Annotated in this window: 23 protein-coding genes; 15 read left to right on the plus strand and 8 right to left on the minus strand. The window is 47.2% G+C overall.

Annotation, left to right across the window (positions count from 1 at the left end):
- The first annotated feature begins 234 nt into the window (after nt 1-234).
- From C6P39_RS20145 to C6P39_RS20170, 6 genes are all read left to right on the plus strand, one after another.
- Complete coding sequence (locus tag C6P39_RS20145; RefSeq protein ID WP_095175150.1) at nt 235-555, plus strand: hypothetical protein; 321 nt, start codon at nt 235-237, stop codon at nt 553-555.
- A complete protein-coding gene (locus C6P39_RS20150) occupies nt 524-1,108 on the plus strand; it encodes a HutD family protein (protein WP_104804966.1) in 585 nt (194 codons plus the stop codon). Before C6P39_RS20145 ends, C6P39_RS20150 begins: the two co-directional genes overlap by 32 nt.
- 237 nt (nt 1,109-1,345) lie before the next feature.
- Entirely contained in the window at nt 1,346-4,330 is a 2,985-nt protein-coding gene (locus tag C6P39_RS20155; protein ID WP_158661643.1) for an AAA family ATPase, read from the plus strand.
- A 201-nt stretch (nt 4,331-4,531) separates the two neighbouring features.
- Nucleotides 4,532-6,712: a urocanate hydratase gene (locus C6P39_RS20160; protein WP_158661644.1), complete on the plus strand. Its 2,181-nt coding sequence runs from the start codon at nt 4,532-4,534 to the stop codon at nt 6,710-6,712.
- A gap of 251 nt (nt 6,713-6,963) precedes the next feature.
- The gene (locus tag C6P39_RS20165) at nt 6,964-8,190 is read left to right on the plus strand and encodes an AAA family ATPase (RefSeq protein ID WP_104804968.1); all 1,227 of its coding nucleotides are present in this window, start codon (nt 6,964-6,966) and stop codon (nt 8,188-8,190) included.
- Nucleotides 8,183-8,878: an RloB family protein gene (locus C6P39_RS20170; RefSeq protein WP_104804969.1), complete on the plus strand. Its 696-nt coding sequence runs from the start codon at nt 8,183-8,185 to the stop codon at nt 8,876-8,878. The genes C6P39_RS20165 and C6P39_RS20170 overlap by 8 nt, the downstream gene beginning before the upstream one ends.
- A gap of 81 nt (nt 8,879-8,959) precedes the next feature.
- Here the strand turns inward: C6P39_RS20170 and C6P39_RS20175 are convergent, their stop codons facing one another.
- Together C6P39_RS20175 and C6P39_RS20180 are read right to left on the minus strand one after the other, a co-directional pair.
- Nucleotides 8,960-9,451 (minus strand): peptide deformylase, encoded by a 492-nt coding sequence (locus C6P39_RS20175; protein WP_104804970.1) that lies wholly within the window; start codon nt 9,449-9,451, stop codon nt 8,960-8,962.
- Between the two features lie 148 nt (nt 9,452-9,599).
- The gene (locus tag C6P39_RS20180) at nt 9,600-10,472 is read right to left on the minus strand and encodes an AraC family transcriptional regulator (RefSeq protein WP_095175154.1); all 873 of its coding nucleotides are present in this window, start codon (nt 10,470-10,472) and stop codon (nt 9,600-9,602) included.
- A gap of 324 nt (nt 10,473-10,796) precedes the next feature.
- Between C6P39_RS20180 and C6P39_RS20185 the strand changes: the two genes are divergently transcribed.
- The 3 genes from C6P39_RS20185 to C6P39_RS20195 all read left to right on the plus strand — a co-directional run bounded on the left by C6P39_RS20185 (nt 10,797) and on the right by C6P39_RS20195 (nt 13,949).
- Nucleotides 10,797-12,152 carry an ABC transporter substrate-binding protein gene (locus C6P39_RS20185; protein ID WP_242987089.1) on the plus strand — a complete coding sequence of 452 codons (1,356 nt, stop codon included), beginning with the start codon at nt 10,797-10,799 and terminating at the stop codon, nt 12,150-12,152.
- A gap of 78 nt (nt 12,153-12,230) precedes the next feature.
- Nucleotides 12,231-13,079 carry a carbohydrate ABC transporter permease gene (locus C6P39_RS20190; protein ID WP_095175375.1) on the plus strand — a complete coding sequence of 283 codons (849 nt, stop codon included), beginning with the start codon at nt 12,231-12,233 and terminating at the stop codon, nt 13,077-13,079.
- A gap of 21 nt (nt 13,080-13,100) precedes the next feature.
- A complete protein-coding gene (locus C6P39_RS20195) occupies nt 13,101-13,949 on the plus strand; it encodes a carbohydrate ABC transporter permease (RefSeq protein ID WP_065542337.1) in 849 nt (282 codons plus the stop codon).
- A 94-nt stretch (nt 13,950-14,043) separates the two neighbouring features.
- Here the strand turns inward: C6P39_RS20195 and C6P39_RS20200 are convergent, their stop codons facing one another.
- The 6 genes from C6P39_RS20200 to C6P39_RS20225 form a co-directional block, all read right to left on the minus strand.
- Nucleotides 14,044-15,471: a sensor histidine kinase gene (locus C6P39_RS20200; RefSeq protein WP_104804972.1), complete on the minus strand. Its 1,428-nt coding sequence runs from the start codon at nt 15,469-15,471 to the stop codon at nt 14,044-14,046.
- Nucleotides 15,472-15,489: 18 nt separating this feature from the next.
- On the minus strand, nt 15,490-16,182 hold the full coding sequence (locus C6P39_RS20205; protein ID WP_104804973.1) for a response regulator transcription factor: 693 nt from the start codon (nt 16,180-16,182) through the stop codon (nt 15,490-15,492).
- Between the two features lie 23 nt (nt 16,183-16,205).
- The gene (locus C6P39_RS20210) at nt 16,206-16,985 is read right to left on the minus strand and encodes a lantibiotic immunity ABC transporter MutG family permease subunit (protein WP_104804974.1); all 780 of its coding nucleotides are present in this window, start codon (nt 16,983-16,985) and stop codon (nt 16,206-16,208) included.
- Complete coding sequence (locus C6P39_RS20215; protein WP_104804975.1) at nt 16,982-17,752, minus strand: lantibiotic immunity ABC transporter MutE/EpiE family permease subunit; 771 nt, start codon at nt 17,750-17,752, stop codon at nt 16,982-16,984. Before C6P39_RS20215 ends, C6P39_RS20210 begins: the two co-directional genes overlap by 4 nt.
- On the minus strand, nt 17,745-18,452 hold the full coding sequence (locus C6P39_RS20220; protein ID WP_104804976.1) for a lantibiotic protection ABC transporter ATP-binding protein: 708 nt from the start codon (nt 18,450-18,452) through the stop codon (nt 17,745-17,747). Before C6P39_RS20220 ends, C6P39_RS20215 begins: the two co-directional genes overlap by 8 nt.
- Before the next feature lie 109 nt (nt 18,453-18,561).
- Nucleotides 18,562-19,416: a MerR family transcriptional regulator gene (locus C6P39_RS20225; protein WP_104804977.1), complete on the minus strand. Its 855-nt coding sequence runs from the start codon at nt 19,414-19,416 to the stop codon at nt 18,562-18,564.
- A gap of 130 nt (nt 19,417-19,546) precedes the next feature.
- On the opposite strand from C6P39_RS20225, the gene C6P39_RS20230 reads away from it, so the two are divergent.
- Genes C6P39_RS20230 through C6P39_RS20255 form a run of 6 tightly spaced genes read left to right on the plus strand, consistent with a single transcriptional unit; the run spans nt 19,547 to nt 25,575 of the window.
- A complete protein-coding gene (locus C6P39_RS20230; RefSeq protein ID WP_104804978.1) occupies nt 19,547-19,762 on the plus strand; it encodes a 4Fe-4S dicluster domain-containing protein in 216 nt (71 codons plus the stop codon).
- 16 nt (nt 19,763-19,778) lie between these two features.
- Nucleotides 19,779-20,846, plus strand: coding sequence for a 3-methyl-2-oxobutanoate dehydrogenase subunit VorB (gene vorB, locus C6P39_RS20235; protein WP_104804979.1), 1,068 nt, complete (start codon nt 19,779-19,781; stop codon nt 20,844-20,846).
- Complete coding sequence (locus tag C6P39_RS20240; protein ID WP_104804980.1) at nt 20,847-21,572, plus strand: thiamine pyrophosphate-dependent enzyme; 726 nt, start codon at nt 20,847-20,849, stop codon at nt 21,570-21,572.
- A gap of 14 nt (nt 21,573-21,586) precedes the next feature.
- Nucleotides 21,587-22,126 carry a 2-oxoacid:acceptor oxidoreductase family protein gene (locus tag C6P39_RS20245; protein WP_104804981.1) on the plus strand — a complete coding sequence of 180 codons (540 nt, stop codon included), beginning with the start codon at nt 21,587-21,589 and terminating at the stop codon, nt 22,124-22,126.
- 15 nt (nt 22,127-22,141) lie between these two features.
- The gene (locus C6P39_RS20250; protein ID WP_104804982.1) at nt 22,142-24,256 is read left to right on the plus strand and encodes an acetate--CoA ligase family protein; all 2,115 of its coding nucleotides are present in this window, start codon (nt 22,142-22,144) and stop codon (nt 24,254-24,256) included.
- 38 nt (nt 24,257-24,294) lie between these two features.
- Nucleotides 24,295-25,575, plus strand: a complete 1,281-nt coding sequence (locus tag C6P39_RS20255; RefSeq protein WP_104804983.1) for an MFS transporter — start codon at nt 24,295-24,297, stop codon at nt 25,573-25,575.
- The last annotated feature ends 11 nt before the right edge of the window (nt 25,576-25,586 follow it).

Raw genomic sequence — 25,586 nt, forward strand, 5'->3', positions numbered from 1 at the left:
ACAGAAAAGAGTTTTTGCAGTATAGTTTATAGGTAACTATTTAGCAGGTCTGCGCATTTACTGTGCTGACCGTATGAAAAAGTAGTGTCGGCAGGCATCCAGCCCATCGTGAAGCGATTTTTAATGGCTGGATGCGTAACCGTTCAGCTTGTCTGAACTGTTACGCTTATTGTATAGTATGGATGTCCGGAACTTGCTTCGGACATCCGCATAAGGCATAGGAGTAGTGAGCGTATGAAAAAAGAACCGGAAAGAGTGGAGATGGATCTCCAGAAAATATTTTTGACACCACCGAACACCATGAAGGAGAAGATAACGCTGGTGCTCATAATGGTAGTGGTATTTGTGATGTTTTTCGGGCCGGTTACATTTACGGAAATATCTCCCGTTAAAGGGATTATTTTATCAGCATTTCCCGCCCTTTCCATTTCCTGGGGCTGGATGGTGCTTTTAAGAAGCCTGTTTCGGAAGAGGGAATTCTGTAAGGACCCTGAGCCGAGGGCAAAGAAAGGGGAAAAACGTCATGAGTGCCAGTATCACTGTAAGAAACGCTGAGCAGTATCAGACTTCTGTCTGGTCAGGAGGAACCACAACACAGCTCTTTCTCTATCCGGAGGATGGGGATTACAGGGAAGGCAGCTTTCAGGCACGCATCAGCAGTGCCACAGTGGAACTTCAGAAATCCAGTTTCACAAGCCTGCCCGGAGTAAAACGCTATCTGATGACCCTGAAAGGGCATCTGGATATGATCCACGGTGTCAACACCAAAGCGGAGCTGGAGCCATATGAGGTTGACTGCTTTGATGGAGGCGTGCCCACAGTCAGCTACGGGAAAGTGACAGACTTTAACCTGATGCTGAAAAACGGTGCGGAGGGCAGGATGGAGGCAGCCATACTGGAGGCCGGGGAATCCTGTGAGATAAATCCGGAGGGCATCTTCAATCTTCTGGCTGTTTATGTGGGAGAAGGATGCATCCGCGTTTCGGAACATACGGTGAAAGAGGGCGAACTGCTTCTGTGTGAAAACTGGGAGGAAGCGCTTGCCGTGCAGAGTACGGGCGATACCGCCGCAAAACTGGGTATCTGTAAAATTAAGACAGCAGAATAAAATTTTCTGGCAGCTGGGCCGCCGCTTTGGTAAATTTCCAAAGCAGCGGCCTTTTTTCTTTACTTTATGTGGGATTTTGTATAGAATGGAGTGCAGAGAAGGCCATTATCCGAGGCAGCCAGCACGATATGGCGCAGAATGCTCCGTATCGGTGTATCGCGAAGCGTGTCACTGTTTACAGAACTGTGTTTTGCAGGGCTGTGGACAGCAACCGCTTTTTCGGAAAGGAGAAAAATTGTGTCAACAGTTCAGATATATGTGTTACAGACACCGCATATTTTACTGGATGGGGAACAGATCATCCTGCCTTATAAGAAGGCAGAAGCACTTCTGTACTATATGGCGATCGAGAAAAAAGCCACAAGGGATCAGATCGCAGCACTTTTGTGGGATTCCTGCGATGAGGCAACTGCCAAGAAGAATCTGCGCCATGCCCTGTACACCATCCGTAAAATATTTCATACAGATCTTGTATCCTCACCCACAAGACAGACATTGGAGCTGAATCCGGAACTTACTTTTCTTGTGGATTATGATGCTTTTATGGAAGAGAGAGAACCAAAGCTCTATCAGGAGGAGCTTCTGGGAGGATTTTATATAAAAAACGCTTACCCTTATGAAGAGTGGCTGACCATGAAGAGGGGATTGGCAAAGGAAGCATTTTTGCGAGCCATTTATGAAAAAATGCAGAACGCAGCCGGTCTGTCCGTGGCTGAGGGGGAGACGTTGTTTGAGCGTTATGTACAGGAGGACCCTTTAGATGAGCGGGTGTATCTGCGCATGATGGAGATTTATGAAAGCGCGCATCTTTACTATAAAGGAATCCGCCTGTACCAGCAGCTTGTGAATCTGCTGAATACAGAGCTTCGGGTAGCACCCCGCAGGGAAATACGGGAGCTTTACCGCAATCTTCTCCATGTCTGGTCTGAGGAGGGGGAGAAGGAGGAGGAACAATCAGGGGAAGTCTGTACGGGAAGAGAACGGGAACTGCAGCTTCTCCAGGCTTCTTACCGTCAGTTCTTGTCCGGTGTCCCTACATCCGTGCTCCTCTCAGGCAAGAGCGGTGTGGGTAAGACCTATCTGGCGGAACGTTTCCTGGAAGAGATCACAGGGGAAAATACAATTGTCTTTAAGGCTGCCTGTCTGGAAAACGAACAGAATATTGTACTGCAGCCCTGGAATACCATAATGATGCAGGTGAATTCCCTTCTGAAGAAACATGATTTTGCCCTGGATCATAAATATCTGCAGGCGACAGAGCACTTGTTTCCGCTTTTTAATACCAAAGAAATGAAGGAGCCGGTCATGGGGGATACCACCATATCCTACAGTTACCGGGCTACCAGAAATCTGCTCTTGAAACTTTTTGAAGAGATCGGGGAGCAGGCGCTGGTGGTACTGTTTTTTGACAATATCCAGTATATGGATGAGACAAGCCTGGAATTTCTTTCCCTGCTGATACGGGCAAAGAATCCCAACATTATGGTGCTTGCCACAAGCCCCTGTATTTTTACACAGACTTTAAGGACAGCGCTCAAGCCTCTTCTGAAAGAGAGCTGTCTGCAGGAGATCACGTTGTTTCCCTTCACCAGAGAATCGGTAAGAAAGATCCTGGCGGAAAGACTGGGGGAGGAGCGGGTCAGTGAGGAACTTTTGGATACGGTTTACGGTGAGACATCGGGTAATGCCCTTTATCTGAGGACGCTACTGGACTGCTGCGGAGACGGAAGGCTGGAGGCCGGAGATATTACCCCCCTGAATCAGGTGTGGGAGCAGAAAATGGCCGCACTGCCCAAAAAGACAAAGCAAGTGCTGGAGCTTATATCCTCCTGTCAGGCATGGGCAGATATGGATGCCTGTATGCAGATCCTAAAATGTGACGAGATGGGGATCTTGGATGCTGTGGAGGAACTGAAGGAGCAGGGATTTATCAGGGAGCAGCAGGAGGGGGAGACGGTACATTTCTTTTTCTGCCATGACAGTATACAGAAATTTATACATACCAAGATGTCCCCCTCAAAACGCCGGGTATTTCACAGAAAACTGGCGGAATATATTGAGGGACTGCCGCTTTATGAGGCAAACAGATATGAGAGGCTGATCTTTCACTATAACCTCTGCGGCGACAGAGAGAAAGCGTTGGAGTACAGGATTCGGGCGCTGACGGAATACTCTTACCGGTATTATGAGCTTTACCCGCTCTTTCCCGTTTCCGGGAAAAAGGAAATGCAGATGGATTCCGTATTAGATTACTGCAGACAGCTGGAGGAAGAGCTTTTGGAGCTGTGCCGGAGAAACCCGGAGAAAGAGTCCTATCTGAAACTGCATGTAAGTCTTATGCAGGCCACAGCCCAGTATTGTATCCCCCAGGGATATTACAGGGAGGGGGCTGCATGTATTGAAAAGGCATTGAAGTCCAATGTTCTTGCAGGTGATGACCCCAGAGAGAAGATCAGATGCCTGCGTTTTCTCATATACCAGCAGATCAATCTGTGGGAAATGGAGCGCACAGAGGAGTATCTGGAGGAAAGTCTGATCCTGGCGGAGAAAAACGGACTGCAGGAGGATCATGCCATAACCTGCCGGCTCTATGGGTTGTATCTGTCCATGAAGGGCAGATTTGGGGAGAGCATGGAGTTTCTGAAAAAGTCTCTGGAATTTTTCATGAATGCGCCGCTGAAATCCAGGATCTATGCCCTGAATATTGCTGCGTGTTATAATTATATGGGAGAGATCCTGCGAAAGCAGAAGCATTTTGAGGAGGCCAATGCGTATTACAAAGAGGCAGTGGCTACCTGTGACAGCAATCACTGTCCCTGTAATGCCACGTTTTATTCCAATATGGCGCGTTCTTATCTGGCCATGGGGAAGACAAGGCAGAGTACAGAGGCACTTTACCGGGCAGACCGCGTGTATGAGGAGTCCTTTACGCTGATCGGTCGTTCCATAACCAAGGGATATCTGGCGGTTTTGGAGGCGGAAAAGGGAAATAAAGAGGGAGCTGTAAGGTATCTGGAGGATGCCCAAAAAAGTGCGCGGCAGTTTGCATCCCCCTATGCCATAGGGCTTCTGGCATTGACAGAGGCGGAGCTGCTGGTGCGCTTTCCAGAAGAGTTTCGGGAGATGCTCACAGAACCGGTGGAGGTGTATAAAGATATGGCGAAGCGCTGCCTGAAGGAAATACCCGGAGCATACGAAATAGAGTGGCTGGAGGATATTTAAAATTCCGTCTGTATTTTACGGGCCTTGTTGTGAAAAATTACGGTTTCATACGTGGCTTTCGACGAAATTACGGTAAAAATAGTTGATAATTCACAAATTTTTAATAGTTTCTGCCGTTTCTTCGACGCTTTCTTGACTAACTGTATGATAAAGTCTATGTAAACATTAGATGAAATAAACAGGAAAAGGAGAAGATGAGAGATGAACAATGCGGAAATCGGAAAAGCAATGGAAATCAAACTGGATCCCGTTCTGCCGGAATACCCGACCTTCAAAGAAGGTGTCAGAAGAGCCCCGAAGAGAGAACTGACCCTGAACAAAAGGGAGATCAAGCTGGCGGTAGCAAACGCCCTCAGATATGTGCCGGAAGAGCTGCACGAACAGCTTGCACCGGAATTTTTAGACGAACTTCTGACAAGAGGACGTATCTACGGATACCGTTTCATGCCAAAAGACAGGATCTATGGAAGACCCATTGATGAATATAAAGGAAAATGTGTGGAAGGAAAGGCATTCCAGGTCATGATCGACAACAACCTGGACCATGAGGTGGCCCTCTATCCATACGAGCTTGTTACATACGGGGAGACTGGCCAGGTCTGCCAGAACTGGATGCAGTACCAGCTGATCAAGAGATACTTGGAGGAGCTCACAGACGAGCACACCCTTGTGATGATGAGCGGCCATCCCATGGGCCTGTTCAAATCCCACAAGACAAGCCCCCGTGTCATCGTGACCAACGGCCTGATGGTGGGTATGTTCGACAACCCGGAGGACTGGGCGAAAGCCACAGCCATGGGCGTATCCTCCTACGGCCAGATGACAGCCGGCGGCTGGATGTACATCGGCCCGCAGGGTATCGTGCACGGAACCTTCAACACCATCCTGAACGCAGGACGTAAGTTCTTAGGCGTACCCCAGGACGGGGATCTGTCCGGCCATCTGTTCGTCACAAGCGGACTTGGCGGCATGAGCGGCGCACAGCCCAAAGCCATTGAGATCGCAAGGGGCGTGGGTATCGTAGCGGAGGTGGATGCCTCCCGTATCGAGACCCGCCACAGCCAGGGCTGGGTAGGCCTGGTGATCGAGGATGCAGCGGAGGCGTTCCGTGTGGCAGAGGAATACATGGAGAAGAAAGAGACCGTATCCATTGCCTACCACGGAAATATCGTGGACCTGCTGCAGTACGCAGTGGACAACAACATCAAGATCGAGCTGTTATCCGACCAGACAAGCTGCCACGTGCCTTACGACGGAGGCTACTGCCCGCAGGGCCTGACCTTTGAGGAGCGCACGGAGATGCTGGCAAACGACAAGGAGAAGTTCTGTGAGCTGGTGGACCAGACCCTGGTGAAACACTACCACCTGATCAAGACCCTGGTGGAGAGAGGTTCCTACTTCTTTGACTACGGAAACTCCTTCATGCGTGCGGTGTTCGACGCGGGAGCAAAGGACATCGCCAAGAACGGTGTGGACACAAGCGAGGGATTCGTGTTCCCGTCCTATGTGGAGGATATCCTGGGACCGGAGCTGTTTGACTACGGATACGGCCCGTTCCGCCGGTGCTGCCTGGCCGGGAAACCGGAGGACCTGCGTGCCACAGACCATGCGGCCATNAGCGAGGGATTCGTGTTCCCGTCCTATGTGGAGGATATCCTGGGACCGGAGCTGTTTGACTACGGATACGGCCCGTTCCGCTGGTGCTGCCTGTCCGGAAAACCGGAGGACCTGCGTGCCACAGACCACGCGGCCATGGAAGTGATCGACCCGAACAGAAGGAGCCAGGACAGGGACAACTACATCTGGATCCGTGACGCAGAGAAGAATAAATTAGTAGTGGGGACCCAGTGCCGTATCCTGTACCAGGATGCCCTGGGAAGAAGGGATATCGCCCTGAAGTTCAATGAGATGGTAAGGAACGGCGAGATCGGACCGGTGATGCTGGGGCGTGACCACCACGACACAGGCGGAACAGATTCCCCGTACAGAGAGACCTCCAACATCTATGACGGATCCAACATCACAGCGGACATGGCAGTGCACTGCTATGCCGGAAACGCGGCCAGGGGGATGAGCCTGGTAGCGCTGCACAACGGAGGCGGCGTAGGCATCAGCAAATCCATCAACGGAGGATTCGGGATGGTGCTGGACGGAAGCGAGAGAGTGGATGAGATCTTACGTGCAGCCATCCCGTGGGATACCATGATCGGAGTATCCAGGAGGAGCTGGGGAAGATGCGAGCACTCCATCGAGACCGTAGCAGAGTATAACAAGATAAGGGAAGGGCAGGATTACATCACCATGCCGTACCTTGCAGATGACGATATGATCGAGAGAGTATGTAAAGACGTAGTGGTGGAAGAGCATCACACACACCACTGATCTGAGATAAAAAAGGCCACAATATTCATTCCTAAATAAGAAAAACAAAAGAGGCTGCCGGGGTGCCGGCGGTCTCTTTTGTTTATACGGAATTATATTTTTTATCTGTCTCATAAAACTTCATAAAGAAAATTGCGTTTCTTTATTTTTTAAAATGTAAATTACATGACAAAATTTGAGATTTTGTCTCATATATATTTACAAAAATAAAATATACGATATAATAGAGGTATGAACAGGAGGTATATATCATGTTGTGTCAATTTACAGTTAAAAATTTTAAGAGTATAAGGGATGAAATGACCTTCGATATGCAGGCAGCAGCAATAGCTGAACATGAAGACAGAGTCATCAAAGATAAAGATGGGGAATTCTATTTGCCGGTATCTGCCATTTATGGACCAAATGGTGGAGGAAAGTCAAATGTATTAGAGTCTCTTCAAATATTAGCGGCAAAAATTTTGCGCCCTCTGTATGCAACAGATGATAATCACAACCACCCTTTCCAGATGAAAAAGATTGTGATCGAGCCATTCGCATTTGATATAATGGGAAAAAGAAATCCTACAGAATTTGAACTTTTCTTCCGTACAGAACTTGCAGAATATCGTTATGTCTTGGCAGTGAAAAAAGATGTTGTAGTTTATGAAAGTCTTGATCGGGTAAAACTTGACACCGGAAGAAGATCTGCGTTGTTTAGGAGAAGTTATGAAGGAAAGGAATTAAAAGGTGTTTTTGCTAAATTAAAAATCAGTGAAGACATCTCGGAAACATTACCATTGCTTTCATATCTTGGAATTACCTATAAGAAGAATGAGATTGTAAAAGATGTCCTTGACTGGTTTGAGTCTGGAATCGCTTTTCTTAACTATGGAAACCCGCTTCAGGAAATGCGTATGGCCGATGCAAACTCAGAAGGAATAAAGAAGCTGGTGCTGGAAATGATTCAGGAAATGGATTTGGATATTGTAGACTTTCGAGTAGAAGAAAAAGAAAATGACAAGCTGGAAATTTTTACAAAGCATAGAGTTGGTGAATATGAAACGGAGTTAAATCTATCGGAAGAATCCAGCGGTACAAAGAAATTGTTTGGATTATTGCCTTTTATCACCGCAAGTTTGCTGGATGGTACTACACTGATGATAGACGAGTTGGACGCAAAATTGCATCCGGTATTGCTGAGACATATCATCATGCTTTTTAATAATATGGAAATTAACCGAAGTGGTGCACAGCTGATCTTTACTTCCCATGATTTGTCTACAATGAATAATGAAGTATTCCGCAGAGATGAAATATGGTTTGTCGCAAAGGGAAACAGTCAGAATTCTAAACTCTATTCTTTGGTAGAGTTTAAGAATGATAAAGGGGAATCTGTCCGTAAAGATGCAAAATTCGATAAACAATACCTTGAAGGTAAGTACGGTGCTGATCCATACCTGAGAAAAATTAGAGATTGGGGGAGGATCAATGCCTAAAAAAGCTGCTATGGAAGAGTGGAAGAAAAAACGTCGAAAGGAATATCTGGAAAAGAGAGAATACAGATATTATATCTTCTGTGAAGGTCAGCAGACAGAGCCACGATATTTTGAAGGTTTTAAGAGGTTGATAGAGGACAATCCCATTTATCGTGACATGGTTTTGATTGAGATTGAGCCTTGTCAGGCTGAAACCATGCGCGTAATCGGTATGGCGGAACGGTATGTGAAAAAGAATAAGATCCTTAAAGGGCAGATTTGGTGTGTCTATGATAAAGACAGTTTTCCACCCAGTGATTTTAATGGTGTTGAAGACCGTGCACAACAATTAAGTCGGGAAAATCCTGATTTACAGTATCATGCCGCCTGGAGTAACGAGTGCATTGAGTTTTGGTTTCTTCTGCACTTTGCTTACTATACATCTAATAATCATCGAATGGAGTATATGCATTTCTTGAATGATAAGTTCCGTGAACTGGGATTAGGCAAGTATCAGAAAAATATGAAAGATATTTTTGATATTTTGTTGGAGAAAGGCAGTCCAAAACTGGCCATACGTTATGCGAAAAGGATTATAAAGGATGGACACGGCAGGACTCCGGCAGAAATAGCACCGGGGACGAAGGTATATGAATTAGTGGAGGAGCTAGTGAAATATTTACCGGATGAAATGAGGATAAGATTTTAGGGATAATACGGTTAAAAGATAGGACAAGATAGGCAGGTGAAAGAGAGGAGCGTTTTATAGCTCCTCTTTTTCATTGCTTACCTATTCTCTTTTCATCTGTTCCATAAAAAAAGATCTGTTATCAACCGCCCGCAAAGTAGCCAGAATGCCGTCCAAATGGTCGTATTCATGCTGCAGAAGTTCAGACAAGTCACCTTCCAGGTGCATGGTGCAGGGCATGAAATCTGCATCCAGATAAGAGATATCTGCACGTTTAAAACGTTCTACTTTGACAAGCAGGCCTGGAAAAGACATGCAGTCATCCATGAGAGTATACTTCTCATCATCCGGGAAGGAAAGGGAAGGGTTTATGAATACATAGGGTTTATCTGTATACATGTACAGCAGACGTTTACGGATTCCAATCTGCGGTGCTGCCACAGCCCGGCCTGCGCCGTATGTATTGCGGTAATCCATGAGTGTGTCGTGTAAGTCCGTAACCCATTTGGGGATAAATATTCTGTCGGTCTCCGTAACTTCCTCACTCATTTCATAGAGCAGAGGGTTTCCCAGTTTTAAAATTTTCTGAATCATGTAAAAGTCCTCTTTTCTTTCTGTTTTGTCCGATACCTCAATGTATCAGTTCCCGTATGCATATTTTATCATACATGATTTTTATACACAACCGGCACAAGGGTATGATGGTCCCCAGCCCTGCTGAGGAGGGAGCGGGCGGTGACGGTTAAAGTTTATTCTGCTTCCGCCACGTGCTGGGGGACATCCCCATCTGTTTTTTAAATGCTCTTAGAAAGTTCAGTTCATTTTCATATCCCACATGGTAAGCAATCTGGTACACCGGGAGATTGGTGCTTGCCAGAAGGTCCAGAGATTTGTTGATCCGAAACTGGATCAGATATTCCTGCAGGGACATGTGCAGGTTGGCGCGGAACAATTTGGTCAGGTGGCTTCTGCTCACATTGCAGTAGCTGGATATTTCATCCAGGGAGCGGATAGCGGCGTATTCCGCGCCTATGTACCGGACAGCCTCTGATATGTACAGATCGGCGATCCGGATATTGGCGTGTCCGGATTTGATGGAACCCGCGGCATTTTTTATGAGCGTATCAAAAAATAAATGCAGATGCCCGATGATATAAGCCTTGGATGCGTGGGGATGCTGCAGGATCGCCGACAGATGTTCTTTTATGCTGGTGGTGGTCTGGGCACTGTAATCTTTTGGACGATAGACAGGGGAGCCATGGTTGAGGCCGCAGGCCCGCAGATATTGGGGAACACTCAGACCCTTGAACAGGATCCAGATGTAATGCCACGGCTCCTTCTCATCTGCATGGTATATGTGCCTGCTGTGGGGTTCAAACAGGAAACCCTCTCCGGCATTGATTTCTATACTGCCGGATATGTCTGTCAGGATCTTATTGTCAGAACAGGTAGACGGCGCATAAGAGATATAACCTTTCCCGGAAAGCACATAATGGAAGATATATTCATTCCTGATATATGGACCAAAAGAATATAGAGGAGTACACTGCTGGTCACCAATTTCGAGTAAATTTAAGTCCTGATAATCACTAAAATTAAAGATATAGCTTTCCATACCTGTCCTCCTGAGTTCAGTAGAAATATATTCGCAAAATCGGGGATTGCATTGTTATTTTATAGACTGATAAGAAAACTGTAAAGTAGAAAAAAATAAGACAAAAATGCGAAAAATAGAGAACGGAATTTAAATATACTATCAAAATCGCGCATGTATATACAAAATACTACTTTGTACATTCAAATTGTACACATAATGCCTCCTTATGATGTTTTGTGGAAAATGACGAAATGTTATAATGATAAACATCATATATGAGACATATTTCCTTATGCACATAGGAGATATGTAAAAAAATAATGACATATGGGAGGAAAAGTTATGAGAAACAAAAAACGTTATTGGGCGCTTGGCTTAACAGCATGTATGCTTGCATCTGTTATGGCAGGATGCGGTTCCGGTGGAGGCTCTGATTCCAAAGAAAGTTCCGGCAAAACGACAGACAGCAGCACAGAGGCAGATGCAGATGCAGGCGGAACCTCTTCCGACAAAGAAGTGAAGCTTACCATGCTGGGCTGGGAGATTTACCAGCAGGCGGGTATGGAAGCCCTGGCAAAGGCTTATCATGAGCAGCACCCAAATGTGACCATTGACGTGCAGATATCCACCTGGAGTGAATACTGGACAAAACTGGAGGCAATGGCAAACAGCAACTCCCTTCCTGATATTTTCTGGATGCATACAAATGAGTTCAGCAAATACGCGGAAGCGGGAATCCTGGCAGATGTGACTGATCTCTATGATGAGGGCAAAGAGTATTACACCAATAATTTTGCTGAGAATCTGGTACAGAATTTTACCTACGAGGATAAGGTTTACGGTGTACCGAAAGATGTTGATACGGTAGCGCTGGTCTACAATAAAGATATCTTTGATGAGGCCGGTGTCTCCTACCCGGATGAGACATGGACGTGGGATACTCTTGTGGAGGCATCCCAGACCATTCATGACAAGACCGGAAAATACGGCATCATGGCTGACCACAATGAGCAGGAAGGCTGGCTGAACACCATTTACCAGGCAGGCGGTTTCTATGTAAATGAGGATAAGACCAAAGCCGGATTTGAAGACCCCGGTACACAAAAAGGCCTGAAAGAGTACATGGACTGGCAGTTAGCCTATGATTTCTCACCGAACCAGTCAGAGCTTTCCGACCTTGGAAAAGCAGAGCGATTCTTTGCTGGTGAGGGTGCCATGATGTATTTTGGAAGCTGGGGCATCAACAACCTTTATATCAATTATCCTGATCTGAACTGGGATGTGGCAGTGCTGCCAAAATGCCCGGATCCGGTCAAAGGAGACGGACGTGCCAGCATCTCCAACGGACTTGCGTATTCCACAGCAGCAGACAATCCGAACCTGGATGTGGTGAAAGACGTTCTGAAATTCCTGGGAACCGAGGAGGCAGCCATTATCCACGGTGAGAACGGGGCAGCTATCCCGGCATTCAACGGCACAGGGGAGTCCTGGTCCAAAAACTATGAGGGCAAGAATGTAAAGGCATATGTAGACCAGTTAGAGTACAGTGTACAGTATCCGTACTCCAAGACAAAATCCACCTGGTTCCCGGAAGTAGAGGCAACTCTTTTGGAGGTATACAGCGGAAATATGAGTTTTGAGGATGCATGCAAACAGTGTCAGCAGCAAGTGGATGAGAGCCTGGCTACAGAACACTGAGAATGAGAGGTGGACGAGGTGGCAAGACAGCAGAAGACAAAAACAAGATACAGCAAAGGTGCGGCTACGGGATTTTTTATGGTGATGCCTACTGTCATCGGATTGATGATCCTGAATATTTATCCGCTGCTTCGGACTGTTTACATGAGCTTCTTTAAGTCAGGGTCCTTCGGGAAATGGGCGTTTGTAGGTCTTGACAACTATATGAAAATGTTCCAGAGTGACAGTTTCTGGACGATTACGAAAAATACACTGGTATTTATGGTGATGACAGTACCGGTCACGGTTATTTTCGGCCTTTTGATCGCGGTTCTGCTGGACCAGAAGATCAAGGGAAAGACCGTGTTCAGAGCCATTTACTTTCTTCCTATGGTAGTAGCTCCGGCAGCGGTGGCCATGGTCTGGAAATGGCTGTTCAATTCTGAGTACGGGATCATCAATACGGTACTTGGCGCACTGCATCTGCCCTCAGACATCAACTGGATCGCAGACCCCAAGACAGCCCTTCTGACCTGCGCCATTGTGACTATCTGGAGCAGTGTGGGGTATGATGCCATCCTGCTTCTGTCCGGGCTGCAGAGTATATCCAGGACCTATTATGAGGCGGCCAGGATAGACGGAGCCACAGGGTTCCAGCAGTTTCGGAAGATTACGGTTCCCCTGGTTTCGCCGACCCTGTTCTTTGTGCTGATGATGCGTGTAATGGCATCCCTGAAGGTATTCGATATTGTCTATATGATGATAGAGAAGACAAATCCTGCCATCCGCAGTGCGGAGACGATCCTATATAACTTCTACCAGGAGACTTTTGTAAAGAATAATAAGGGATACGGCTCCGCGCTGGTGGTCTGGTGTGTGATCTTGATCGCTATGATAACGATCATTCAGTTTATCGGACAGAAGAAATGGGTTACTTATGACGTGTGATGCAGGAGGAGGTTGCAGGTGATGGCTGGAACAGACAGAAAAAGCAAAAAAATCAGCAGGGGCCATATTTTCATATACCTTGTGCTGATTCTGGGCAGTGTGGTAATGATCTTTCCGTTTTTATGGATGATCTTGACAAGTTTTAAGACAGTACCGGAGACAACGCTGGTGCCGCCTACATTTTTTCCGGAGTCATTTCAGAATACGGCGGCCTATATTCAGGTGACCAACAGTCTGCCGTTTTTGAAATTGTATTATAATACCTTGATGATGATCTTCATCCGGGTCATCTGTGCGGTGGTGTTTTCCTCCATGGCGGCATATGCTTTTGCAAAGGTGCATTTTCCCCTGAAGAATCTGTGCTTTGCCCTGGTGGTATCCCAGCTTATGTTTCCGGCACAGGTGTTCATTCTTCCGCAGTATGAGATGATCTCTGCCATTGGGAAGACAGACTCCATCTTTGCGCTGGTCTTCCCGGGCCTGGTAAGCGCCTTCGGAACCTTTTTCCTAAGGCAGACCTACATGGGAATACCGGATGACCTTATCGAGGCGGCAAGGATTGACGGATGCGGGCAGTTTCGGACGTTTGCAAGTATAGCATTTCCGCTTACCAAGACGGCGATCGCAGCCTTAGCTGTATTCACGGCATTGTTTGCCTATGCGGATCTCATGTGGCCGCTGATCGTGAATACCAAGCTGGATATGCTGACACTTTCCTCAGGATTGTCAACTCTTCGCGGACAGTTTTCTGTGAATTACCCCAATCTTATGGCAGGGTCGGTGCTGGCTATGGTGCCTATGATCGTGATCTATCTGATCTTCCAGAAGCAGTTTATTGAGGGAATCGCACTTACGGGGACAAAGGCATAATGTAAGATCTGCGGACAGCGGAATCAAAAAAGAAGGCTGATAATGTATGAAGATCAGCCTTCTTTCTGTTTGGACTAAAGATGGTTTCGGCGGGTTAAATGCTGTGCTGGAAGGTGACACATGCCCCGCCGGATTTGGAGTTTTCGATTTTGAGAGAGCCTCCAAGCTGTTCGGCCAGTTGTCCGGCAATGTATAGACCGAGGCCCGAATGGCCGCCTTTTGTCTGTCTGGCTTTGTCACCCCGATAGAATTTATCTGCCGCCTTTTTCAAGTCCGCCGGACCAAAGCCTGTCCCTGTATCACGGACCGTATAGAAGATATGGTCTTTATCAGCCTTTACGGAAACATGGATCCTGCCGTCTGGCGGGGTATACTGCAGGCTGTTGGATATGATGTTATCAAGGATCCGGGCTAATTTATCTGTGTCGGTCCGGATCACAGGGGGGACATTATCCTGTACGTGCAGCAGCAGTTCAATTCCTTTTTGACGGGCCGGCAGATCATAGTCATGTATTTTCTGCGTCAGAAATGCTTCCAAGTTTACCGGGGAAGATTCCGGTTGGATACGGGAATTTTCCAGGTCAGAGGTATACTGCATCTGCATAACAAGGTCTGCACTTTTTTCAGTATTATTTTTAATGACTTTGAGATATCTGCATAGTTTTTCTTTACTGTCAGGGGGATTCTCGATCAGAGAATCCGTGTACCCCAGTATGATAGAAAGCGGAGATTTCAGATCATGTGCCAGGGATTCTACCATCCAAATCCGTTCCTGTTCCATCTCCCATTGAGCGGACAATGATTCTTTCAGCGCCTCTTTCATTTCCGAAAAAGCACTGCAGAGTCTGCCAAGCTCATTGTCTGAGGCATAACTGATATCAAAATCCAGGTCTTTTTCTTTTATTTTCCGGGATGCTTCAATTAAAAGCTGCAGCGGTTTATTGATATTTCCGGCAAATATTTTGGAAAACAGCAGTGTAAAACCGGTTATATAGAGAAACGGAGAGAACAAGGACAGTAAGATCACGGCAAAGATCACACGTCCCCTGTCATTGGCAAAGGTGGGCTTTATCTGATAAAAAAGAAGTACGGCACCTGCCGGGGACCCTGATGTATCTGTGATGGGCACGGTATGAATGTAATAACCCTGCCGCAGGACCGTTGTGCCGGCAAAGCTGTCAAATAACTCCTCTGCTGTTGTAAAGGGTTTTTCGGTATAAGTGCCGTACAGGATATTGCCGTGAGTGTCCACCGTCTGATAGAGCATCTGGTCACCTTGGATGGCATTTTTCAGATTTTCTTCCTCTTGATCGGACAGTAGCGCCATGTTTTTTTCCTGAATATATGCAGTAATGTCAGGAATCTGTTGCTGATAATGATCTGCGGGCAGAATGTCTCTGTCCACAGCCCACAGAAACAGCATAACAGCTAGAGTATAGGTCAGGACCGTGGCGCCTATGCTGGCTGTTATGATGTAAATAAAGGTATGTCTGAATTGGGCTGCAAGGGATTGTGTTTTCATAATATCATGCCTGCCTTTTTACTTTTTATTCCATTTGTAACCGATTCCCCAGACCGTTAAGATGTAATCTGTATCCGGTGTTACAGCGGCGAATTTTGCCCTTATATTTTTAATACGCTCAACAACAGTGACGGAGTCTCCTTCGGAATCATAGCCCCAGACCTTTTCATAAATCTGCTCTCTTGAAAAGACCTGACCCGCGTGAAGCGCCAGGAGTTCTACAATGTCGTATTCCCGCCTGGTCAAGTCAATATTCCTGTCTTGGATTTTTATCGTCCGTTCTTTCAGGTTCATACAGAGCGTTCCAAAATATAATTTAGAACGTTTCTGTTCTGTATTGATATATTGTGACCTTTTTTCTCTGCGCAGATTTGCTTCAATTCGTGCCATCAGTTCCCGAAGTCCGAAGGGTTTTGTCACATAATCATCGCCGCCCAGGCTCAGTCCCCGGACTTTATCCGTTTCCGATTGTTTCGCACTCAGAAAGATTATGGGGCACAGCACATCATCCCGGATTGCCCTGCAGACCTCAAATCCGTCTGTTTCAGGCATCATAATGTCCAGTATGATAAGATCCGGCTGTTTTTTTGAAAGTTCTATGCCGTCTTTCCCATTATAGGCGGTCAGCACCTGGTGGCCCTTGGCGCACAGTTCGTCTTCCAGCAGCATGACCAGGTCTGTCTCGTCGTCAATGATCAATATTTTGCTCAATGTGTCATTCCTTTCTTTTTTGCTTATTCACAGTTTTTCCTTCCCTCCCATAAGTTAAACCAGATCATTCCTCCGGCCAGAAAGAGAACGGTTCCCGCTGTGACTGCCAAAAGTCCCAAAGCGGCGGTATGCTGTACGCCTATGGAAATATCTGAGGCATTGACAGAACCGTTTTCTTTAAGCAGAAGAGCACCGGGAAGCATTCCTAATTTTACCGGCCACGTCCAGGGGATCACAGGCCAGATTTTGGAGCCGAGGCCGGTAAGACCAAGGATTGCAGCCATTAAAAGGCCGCCCATGCTGATTCCCACAGAGGCACCCATGCCCCATGCAAAGCTTATCCACAAATGAAGCGCCAGAAGGGGAAGTGTCCCCAGGATCACCAGTACAGCAGCAGTCAGGAACAGCATGTAAGAAGCACCTGCAGGAAGGATCAGATTCGTACTGATGCAAAGGGTCAGTACGGCCAGGAGTGTGCATGCGGCAAGACAAACCAACAGGAGGAAAAACTTTCCCAGATATAATTGAAAACGGGAAATACCGGTGCCTAAAAAACCGTTAAAATTCCCGGCAAGTTCTTCCTCATGAACAAGAAATCCTGCAAAGACTCCTACCCCCACGGGAATGATGAATACCGTCCAGATTGTAAAAAAACCTTCAAAGGCAAAAGCCTGTGTGATTCCCGGATGTGTGGTAAGGTAGGCGGCTGCACAGAGGGAAAAAAGGACAGGCATACACAAAGTCAGGAAACGAATGGCTGTCCTTTTTGTCCGGAGCCATTCGGAACGTAAAAAAACGATCATTGTTCCTCCTTTCCGGCAAACCACACTGAGGAAAGCACAGTAAATACAAGAAATGCGGCTATAGATACAACAACCCCCACAGGAATCACAGAAGGGTCTAAAAGAGGATCGCCTGCTTCCAGGAGGACACCGTTGGGGTGGACACCTATTATAGGGCACATCAGTCTGGTAGCCAGGCTCCAGGGGACTGCAAACCAAAAGGAGGATGGTGCGGCAAGGATCCCAGCAATCATGCCTGCAAATCCGATTCCCATACTCAGGAACAAACCTTTCCATTCTGCAGCCCATAACTGAATCGGTATCAGCGCAAGGGAAGAGAGCCAGCAGACAATGCCGGCTGCAAGAATCTCCCCGAAAGGTATGGTTCCTGCCTTTGTTGTCAGACCTGCTGCGACTGCAGCAGCCATTAAGACCAGAGTGGAAAGCAGGCTATAGATGGCTATGGCTGCAATTTTATTGATCCAGAGTGCCTTAGCTGAGATATTACGGGTCCGGAGAGCGCGGTAATAACCGGATTTTTTTTCCTGAGCAGCCGCCAGAGCGGCAAAGAGCGCAAATCCCAGGGGAAGGAAAACAAAAGGCCACCAGTTAAAAATAAGAGCCAAAAGGCTCTGCCATCCCCAGGAACTGTTCTCAGACTGAGGATTGTCCATGAGGGATACCTGAGTGACCAGTGCGTATACAGCAAAGAAAACAGGAATAAAAAGGATCAGTTTTTTCATAAATGTTCTTTTGTATTTCAGAAACTCAGACTGCAGACTATGCATTTCTTTTTCCTCCTTTGCGTATAACGTCCGTAAAAAAATCTTCCAGATTTTCACCGGAGTCAGATGTCCCCTGATACAAAAGCTCTCCGCCGCTTAATATCCCCACCGTATCTGCGATCTGGGCCACTTCTGATAAAATATGGCTGGAGATGATCACGGTGATTCCCTTTTCGGAAAAAGATGTGATCAGTTCCCGCAGTTCCTGGATACCGAAAGGATCAAGTCCGTTGGTAGGCTCATCCAGGATCAAAAGCTCCGGGTCGTTTAGAAGTGCGCATGCAAGCCCAAGCCGCTGCTTCATGCCCATGGAAAACTGGGAGGCCAGCTTCTTGCCGGTGTCTTTTAGATTGACGGTTTTCAGGACTTCATGGATTTTTTTCGTCGGAATATGTAAGAGCTTTGTGTGTACCAAAAGGTTTTCTTCAGCAGTGAGATTTCCATATAGGGCAGGGGATTCGATCAGGGAACCGATCTTGGAAAGGGATTCCCGTTTCCAGGGAGCGCCGTCTATAAAAATCTGTCCGCCTGTGGGACGGAGAAGTCCCACCAGCATCTTCAGTGTTGTGGATTTTCCCGCACCGTTGGGGCCAAGAAGTCCGTAGATACTGCCCCGTTCAATCTGCAGGGAAACGCTGCGGACTGCCATTTGGCTGCCGTACTGTTTGGATAAGTTTTTGGTTTCAAGGATTAAATCTTTCATGTGTTTTTCCTTTCCTGTTATATGGTATTTCCTGTTACAAGAAGGATCATAGCATGAAAAAATAACGTTTTTATAACGCTTAAAAGATTATATGTATTTCTCATTTGTGTCATAGGACCAATGGGATATCGTCAGGAATCCGGTCCTCAGAAAGCAGTACCAGAAAAGAGGTCAAAGGCCGTGTGTACCCGATAAAATCCAGGAAAGCTTCTTTTTCCAGAAAAAGAAGAGGCTTTAGGTGCCGTTTTCGGATAAACTGCAGCAGAGTGGCAGCCACATCCTCATATGCTGAATTATTTTCAAAGTCCGAATGCTTGTGGTTGAGACAAAGGTAGGTGCCTGCAGGCAAAATCTTGGAGGATATGGGCGGTTTCCGGTTCACAGAATTGATATCCAGGAAGATCTCTTTCCGAACAAGTTCCTGATACGGGAATTCACAGGAGAAAAGAGAACCTGACTGGTAGGTGGTCACCTGGTTTTCTCTGGCGATCACCTGGTACATTCCCTGAAACTGGCTGACCGCCTCTGCGGAGGAGGGAGGGCTGGTACAGGGCACACTTAAGATTTTCCGTTCCTCTATCCTGCGCAGATAGAAGCCGTCTATATCCTGTATCTTCTCAATGGAGGAGATATGGTGCTGAAACATCCGAAGTTTCAGGACATCCTGCTGTAGGGATACTAGTTTTTCCTCCATGGCTGCCTGCAATGTCTCAAAGGCTTCATTCCAGGCCGGCAGCTCAGAATGCTCAAACAGGAATTTGATCTCCGCTACAGAGACATTCAATCTGCGCAGGTATAAGATCATCTCCACCTGAAACAATTGTTCCGAGCTATAGTACCGGTATCCTGTCTCCGGGTCAACATGGGCAGGCTTTAACAGGCCCACCCGGTCATAAAAGCGCAGGGCCTTAATGGTTACATGCTTTATTTTTGAGATTTCTCCGATTTTATATAATTTTTTCATTTATTTTAACTTCCTCTTGACTCTCCCCTTAGGGGATATTGTAACATGAAATTACCAAATATTAAAGAAAAAAATGATATTTTTTAGACAAGTACTACAATTATGTTCAAAAAGTAGAAAGGAAGAAAAAATGGAAAAAATTGTATTACAATTGCAAAGATGTAAAGGGTGTTACAACTGTATCCGTGCGTGTCCGAAAAACGCGGTTTCCAAAGCCGGAGTCAGTAATAAGAAGGGATACGAGGTCATTCAGGTGGACCGGGAAAAATGTATAGCCTGTGCAGCCTGCTATACCGTCTGTCCTGACTATGTGTTTGAAGTCCATAAAGCAGAAAAAGGAGAGTAAGGAGGAAGCAGTGATCATGGAAAAAGGGTTAATGAAGGGCAATGAAGCCCTGGCGGAGGCCATGGTTTTGGCCGGCTGCCGGTTTTTCAGCGGCTATCCCATAACGCCTCAGAATGAAATACTGGAATATTTGAGCTGGCGTATGAAGGAAGTGGGGGGTGCTTTTGTACAGTCAGAGTCAGAGCTTGCAGCCATCAATATGGTCCTGGGTGCGGCGTCTGCCGGAGCCAGAGCCATGACCTCATCCTCCGGTCCGGGTTTTTCCCTGCTCCAGGAAGGAATCTCTTATCTGATCGCGGGAGATATTCCGGCTGTGATCGTGGATGTTGCCAGATTTGGCAGCGGTATTGGGGAAATCAGTCAGGGACAGTGTGATTATAAACTGGTTACCCGTGGAAACGGCCATGGGGATTCCCACCTGATCGTGCTGGCTCCGGCATCCGTGCAGGAGAGTGTGGACCTGATGATGGAAGCATTTCCCCTGGCAGAGAAATACAGGCATCCTGTTATCATCTTATCCGATGCGGCAATCGGACAGATGGTGGAGCCAGTAAGCTTTCCTCCAATGGAGGAGGTGGATATTGACCGGGATGACTGGACGGTAAAAGGATGCAGGGGAGAAGAGGAGTCCAAGAAAATTACCAATGTATTTTATTATATGGAGGATTATAACTCCTTTTTGAGAGAGAAATATCAGAGGATGACAGAAAAGGAGCAGCGTTTTGAGAACATATCCGTGGAGGATGCCCAGCTTGTGCTGGTTGCCTACGGAATCAGTGCCAGAGTGTGCAAGGAGGCTGTCAGGAAGGCCAGAAGCCAGGGAATAAGGCTGGGACTCATCCGTCCAATCTCCATTTATCCCTATCCCAAGAAGGCTTTTGAGGCACTGTCACAGGACTGCAAAGCGCTTATGACGGTGGAGATGAGCATCACCGGACAGATGGCAGAGGATGTAAAGCTGGCTGTGGATTGTAATTACCCTGTATATACTTATGGAACCGGGATCAAAGTTCCAAAGAGTGCGGATGTTGTGAAATATGCCGTTGAGATCTTGGACGGCAGAATGGATAAGGAGGTATTTTAGATGGTGATCAAAGCACCGGAACGGATTACATATACAGACGGTCATTCCTTCTGCCCGGGCTGCGGCCATGGGATCGCGATCCGACTGATCGGAGAAGCCCTGCAGGAGCTTCAGATGGAGGAAGAGGCGGTGATTTCCCTGGATGTAGCCTGCGGGGGAATGCCCATCGACGTGTGGCGTTACGATACCATAGAGGCGGCCCACGGCAGGCCCGTAGCTACCGCAGTGGGGGTGAAGATGGCAAGACCTGCCAATCCGGTCATTGCTTACCTGGGAGACGGGGCGGCTTATTCCATAGGGATTGCAGAAACCATACATTCGGCCAGAAGAAACGACAATATTACAGTTATTGTGCTCAACAACTGTGTCTTTGGCATGACAGGGGGCCAGATGTCCCCAACGTCCCTTCAGGGGCAGGTGACCAGTTCTTCCATCCATGGAAAAAGTATGGAGGAGGGAGGAGCAACCCTGGATGTGATCAATATGCTGAAAGATATGGATATCTCTTATCTGGCCAGGGCTTCCCTATGTGATGCGGGAAATATAAAGAAAGCAAAAAAATATATTGTAAAAGCTTTGAAAAAGCAGAAAAACGGTGAGGGATACGGACTGATCGAGCTTCTCTCCCCATGTCCGACCAACTGGAATATGGAGCCGGGTGCCGCTGCAGAACATATCAAAGAGATCATTATGCCGGTATTTCCGGTAGGGGAATTCGTGGGATAAGGAAGGAGGAACATATGACAACAGAAATTATATGTGCGGGTTTCGGCGGCCAGGGTGTACTGACTACGGGGCTGATCCTGGCCCAGGCAGCCTATCAGAAGGGATGGAAGCTCACGTGGTATCCCTCCTACGGCGCAGAGATGCGGGGCGGCACTGCCAACTGCAATGTAAAGATAAGTGATGAAGAGATTGGAAATCCTTACTGCAGTGAGCTGGATATCCTGATCGCTATGAATGAGCCGTCTCTGGATCGGTTTGAGGAAATGATGAAACCAGGCGGCGTTCTCTATTATAATACCGATATGGTGGATGCGGGAAGGAGCTTCCGGCCGGATATTGTGGCAGTGCCTGTGGCAGCCAGTCTTCTGGCGCAGCAGGTGTCAAACCCCAGGGGGGCTAATATAGCAGTTTTGGGGGCTGTGGCAAAAAAGGAAGAAATGTTTACCAGGGAGGAACTGGAGCAGGCCATGTGCGGATTCTTTGAAAAAAAAGGAAAAGGTAAGTTTAACGATAAAAATAGAGCGGCATATAACGCCGGGTACCAAGCAGTATAGAGAGGGGGAGGCAATGTGGATCTAAACCGGCTGCTGCGGCCTGAAAAGATAGCGATCGTTGGGGCAACAGAAAAGGAAACGATGGCTGGATTCGCCTGCAGAATGTTTATTGAACAGTGTAAAGAACGCAGAAAGGACCTGTATCTGGTCAGTCTGAAAAATGAGGAGGTATTTGGCATTCCCTGCTGCCGTTCCCTAAGTGAGATTCCTGGAACGGTAGATTTGGTGGTGATCTGCACTCCAAAAACCACAGTGTCCGGCCTTTTGGATGAGGCAGCTGCGAAGGGGGCAAAAGGTGCTGTCGTATTTGCAAGCGGATACGGTGAGACCGGAAAACCGGAGGATAAAAAACTGGAGGAGGAATTGGTTCTCCAGTGCAGGAAGCTGGATATGGCTTTGATGGGACCAAACTGTGCAGGGTTTTTGAATTTTGCAGACCGCGTGTTTTCTTTTGGTTTCCTCTTCAAAGCCAGGGAATATGCAGGGAAGGTTGGTCTGGTATCACAGAGCGGTCAGGTCTGTATGGCTCTGATGGAGAGTGAAAAAACCAGTTTTTCCTATGTGATCTCCGCTGGTAACTGCAAGGTTGTAAATATAGAGGATTATCTGGAATTTCTTGTTGATGACGAGAACACAAAAGTAGTGGCTGCATATATGGAAGGAATCCGGAATCCGGACAAATTTGCTGAGGTGCTGAAAAAAGCCACAGAGAAGAAGAAACCTGTGGTGATCTTAAAAGCAGGGCGGTCAGAAAAAGGCAGCAGGGCCGCTGCTTCCCATACCGGTAACCTGAGCGGTTCGGATAAGAATATAGATGCCTTTTTCCGGAAGTTCGGTGTTATACGGGTGGACGATCTGGAAGAACTCCTCTCCGTGTGTACGGCCATTGCAACCCTGCCCGTACTGCCGAAGAGCAATAAACTTGCCTTTGTGAATATATCAGGCGGTGAGACCACTATTTCTGCGGATGCGGGATATCTCCATGGGCTTAAGCTTCCGGATTTTTCCCCGCAGACCGTGACTGCTTTAAAAACGGTCCTTCCTCCATTTGCAACAGCCCAGAATCCCATGGACCTTACTGGGGGAGCGGATGGAGATACCTTTGAAAAGGTAGCGGAGATCGTGTTGGAGGACCCGGAGATAGAGATGCTTATCACATCCCTTCAGATCACAAAAAATATTTCTGATATCACAATATATGATTTTTTAAACGGACTGATCCGCTATTGTGAAAAAGAGAAAACAAAACCGATTGCTGTGGTTCCCCTGATTGAATCCAGCAGGGAGGATGAGGTACTGAACCGGCTGAGGGCTGTGGGGGTTCCGATCCTGCCTCCGCCTCACTATGGCTACCGGGTGATCAAAAAGCTGCTGGATTACACAGAATATCTGGAAACCATGGAGAATAGGACACTATCCATTATGGCAAGATCCCGGGAACTTAAAAGAGATGCAGGGGAGAAAAAAGCGCTGTCCGAACATGAGGCAAAGCAGCTTTTTAAGGAGTTCGGTATCCCATGTCCGGAGGAATACCTTGCAATTTCAAAGGAAGAAGCGATAAAAGCGGCAGAGAGGATAGGATATCCGGTAGTGCTTAAGATCGAATCCGCAGACATTCTTCACAAATCTGAATCCGGAGGCGTGAAGGTGGGGATTTCCTGTGAAAAAGAGGCTGCTGCTGCCTATGAGGAGATCCTGAAAAATGCCGCGGCTTTTGCGCCGCAGGCAGTGATCCATGGGGTACTGGTACAAAAAATGCTGGATCCCGGTATGGAGGTCATTGTTGGTGTTACCTGTGATCCTCAGCTTGGTCCTATGGTACTTACCGGCCTGGGCGGGATTTTTACAGAGGTATTCCGGGACGCAGCGCTTTACCCGGCTCCGCTGAATCTGTGGGAGGCCAGGGAGATGATCCTATCTTTGAAGGGCAGCAGACTGTTTTTAGGGTACAGGGGCAGGCCGCAGCTTGATATAGACGGACTGGCGCAAGTGTTGGTAAATGTCAGCAGTCTGGCATGTGCGTATAAAGATACCCTTGTGGAAATGGATATAAATCCGGTATTTGTATATCCCGGCGGCGAGGGCGTGAGTGCAGCGGACGGCCTGCTCATATTGAGTGACAAACCGTAGATCAACAAAGCAGAGCAGTGTGCGAAAGGAGGAAAGGGATGGAACAAAAAAAAGGTCTGAGCGGATGGGTGATGGCGGCATTGATGATCGCAGGGCTATGCTATGCAGCTTCCTATTCTCTGCCCTATATCAAAGGTGTATTTTACGGCCCCATGATGGAGGCCACCGGAGCAACAAACACACAACTGGGTCTAATCATGTCTGTATATGGATTCGGCAATATTGTGTTTAATCTGATCGGAGGATTTGTAACAGACAAACTGGATTATAAAAAGTGTATTGTGGTCTCACTTCTGGGAACAACAGTGCTGAGTATATGGCTTGCCATGGCGCCGTCGGTTATCAATATGTATATCATATGGGGACTTTTTGGACTGACCACATTTTTTGTGTTTAATCCTGCAATCTTTAAAATGCCCCGAATGATCGTGCCTGATGAATTAGTGGGAGAATCTATTGGATTTTTTTCCTTTGCCCAGTCTATCAGCTATATGATCATTAATTTTGCTTCCTTATACGTTTATGATCTGTCTGAAAATAAAGTCAGCCAGGCCACTGCATTTTCCAGAGTTGTCTGGACTTATGCAGGATTCACCCTGGCGGCGGCTTTAGGCTGTATGTTGGTATTTAGGAAAGTAAAGGACGTGAAAAAAGAAGGGGAGGAAGAAGATAAGTTCACTTTCAGCCAGCTTCTCCTTGTCATGAAAGAACCGGGCCTTTGGATGATGATCATCTGTGGCTTCTGCCTGTATTCCACCACCCTCACCGCATCCTATTTCGTGCCGTATTTCCACGATGTATTCGGTGTCGCGATTACGTTTGCAGGAGTTCTGGGGGTACTCAATATGTATGGGGGAAGACTTTTCAGCCCAATCCTTGGAAAGATTGCCACAAAGACAAAATATGTTTCGCGTATGGTAATATTCGGAGCGGTGTTTTTGATCACCCTCTTTGTGCTGGTGCTGCTTTTTGCGGCCTACGTGCCGGTTGGCGTGCTGGTAGCGGTATCCCTTGGGACAGGAGTGCTCTCTACTTTGTTCACCAACATCTGTCTGGCTATGACTCCGGAGGCAAATGTGGCAAGAAATGCCAGCGGGACCGCTATGGGACTGTACGCGGCAATCGCGTATGCCCCGGACCTTTTCCAACATACCCTGTTCGGTCACTGGCTGGATAAATACGGGAATACGGGATATATCTATATGTTTGTATTTACCCTGGTTCTTTTGACAGCAGGGGGCGTCAGTGCATTCTTCCTGTACAGAAAGAGCAGGAGAGAAAATGTGTTTGGGGATATTGATCAAAAAGTAAATGTTTAAAAAATTTATAG

It is taken from the genome of Blautia marasmi, assembly GCF_900258535.1.
Classification (GTDB): Bacteria; Bacillota; Clostridia; order Lachnospirales; family Lachnospiraceae; genus Blautia; species Blautia hominis.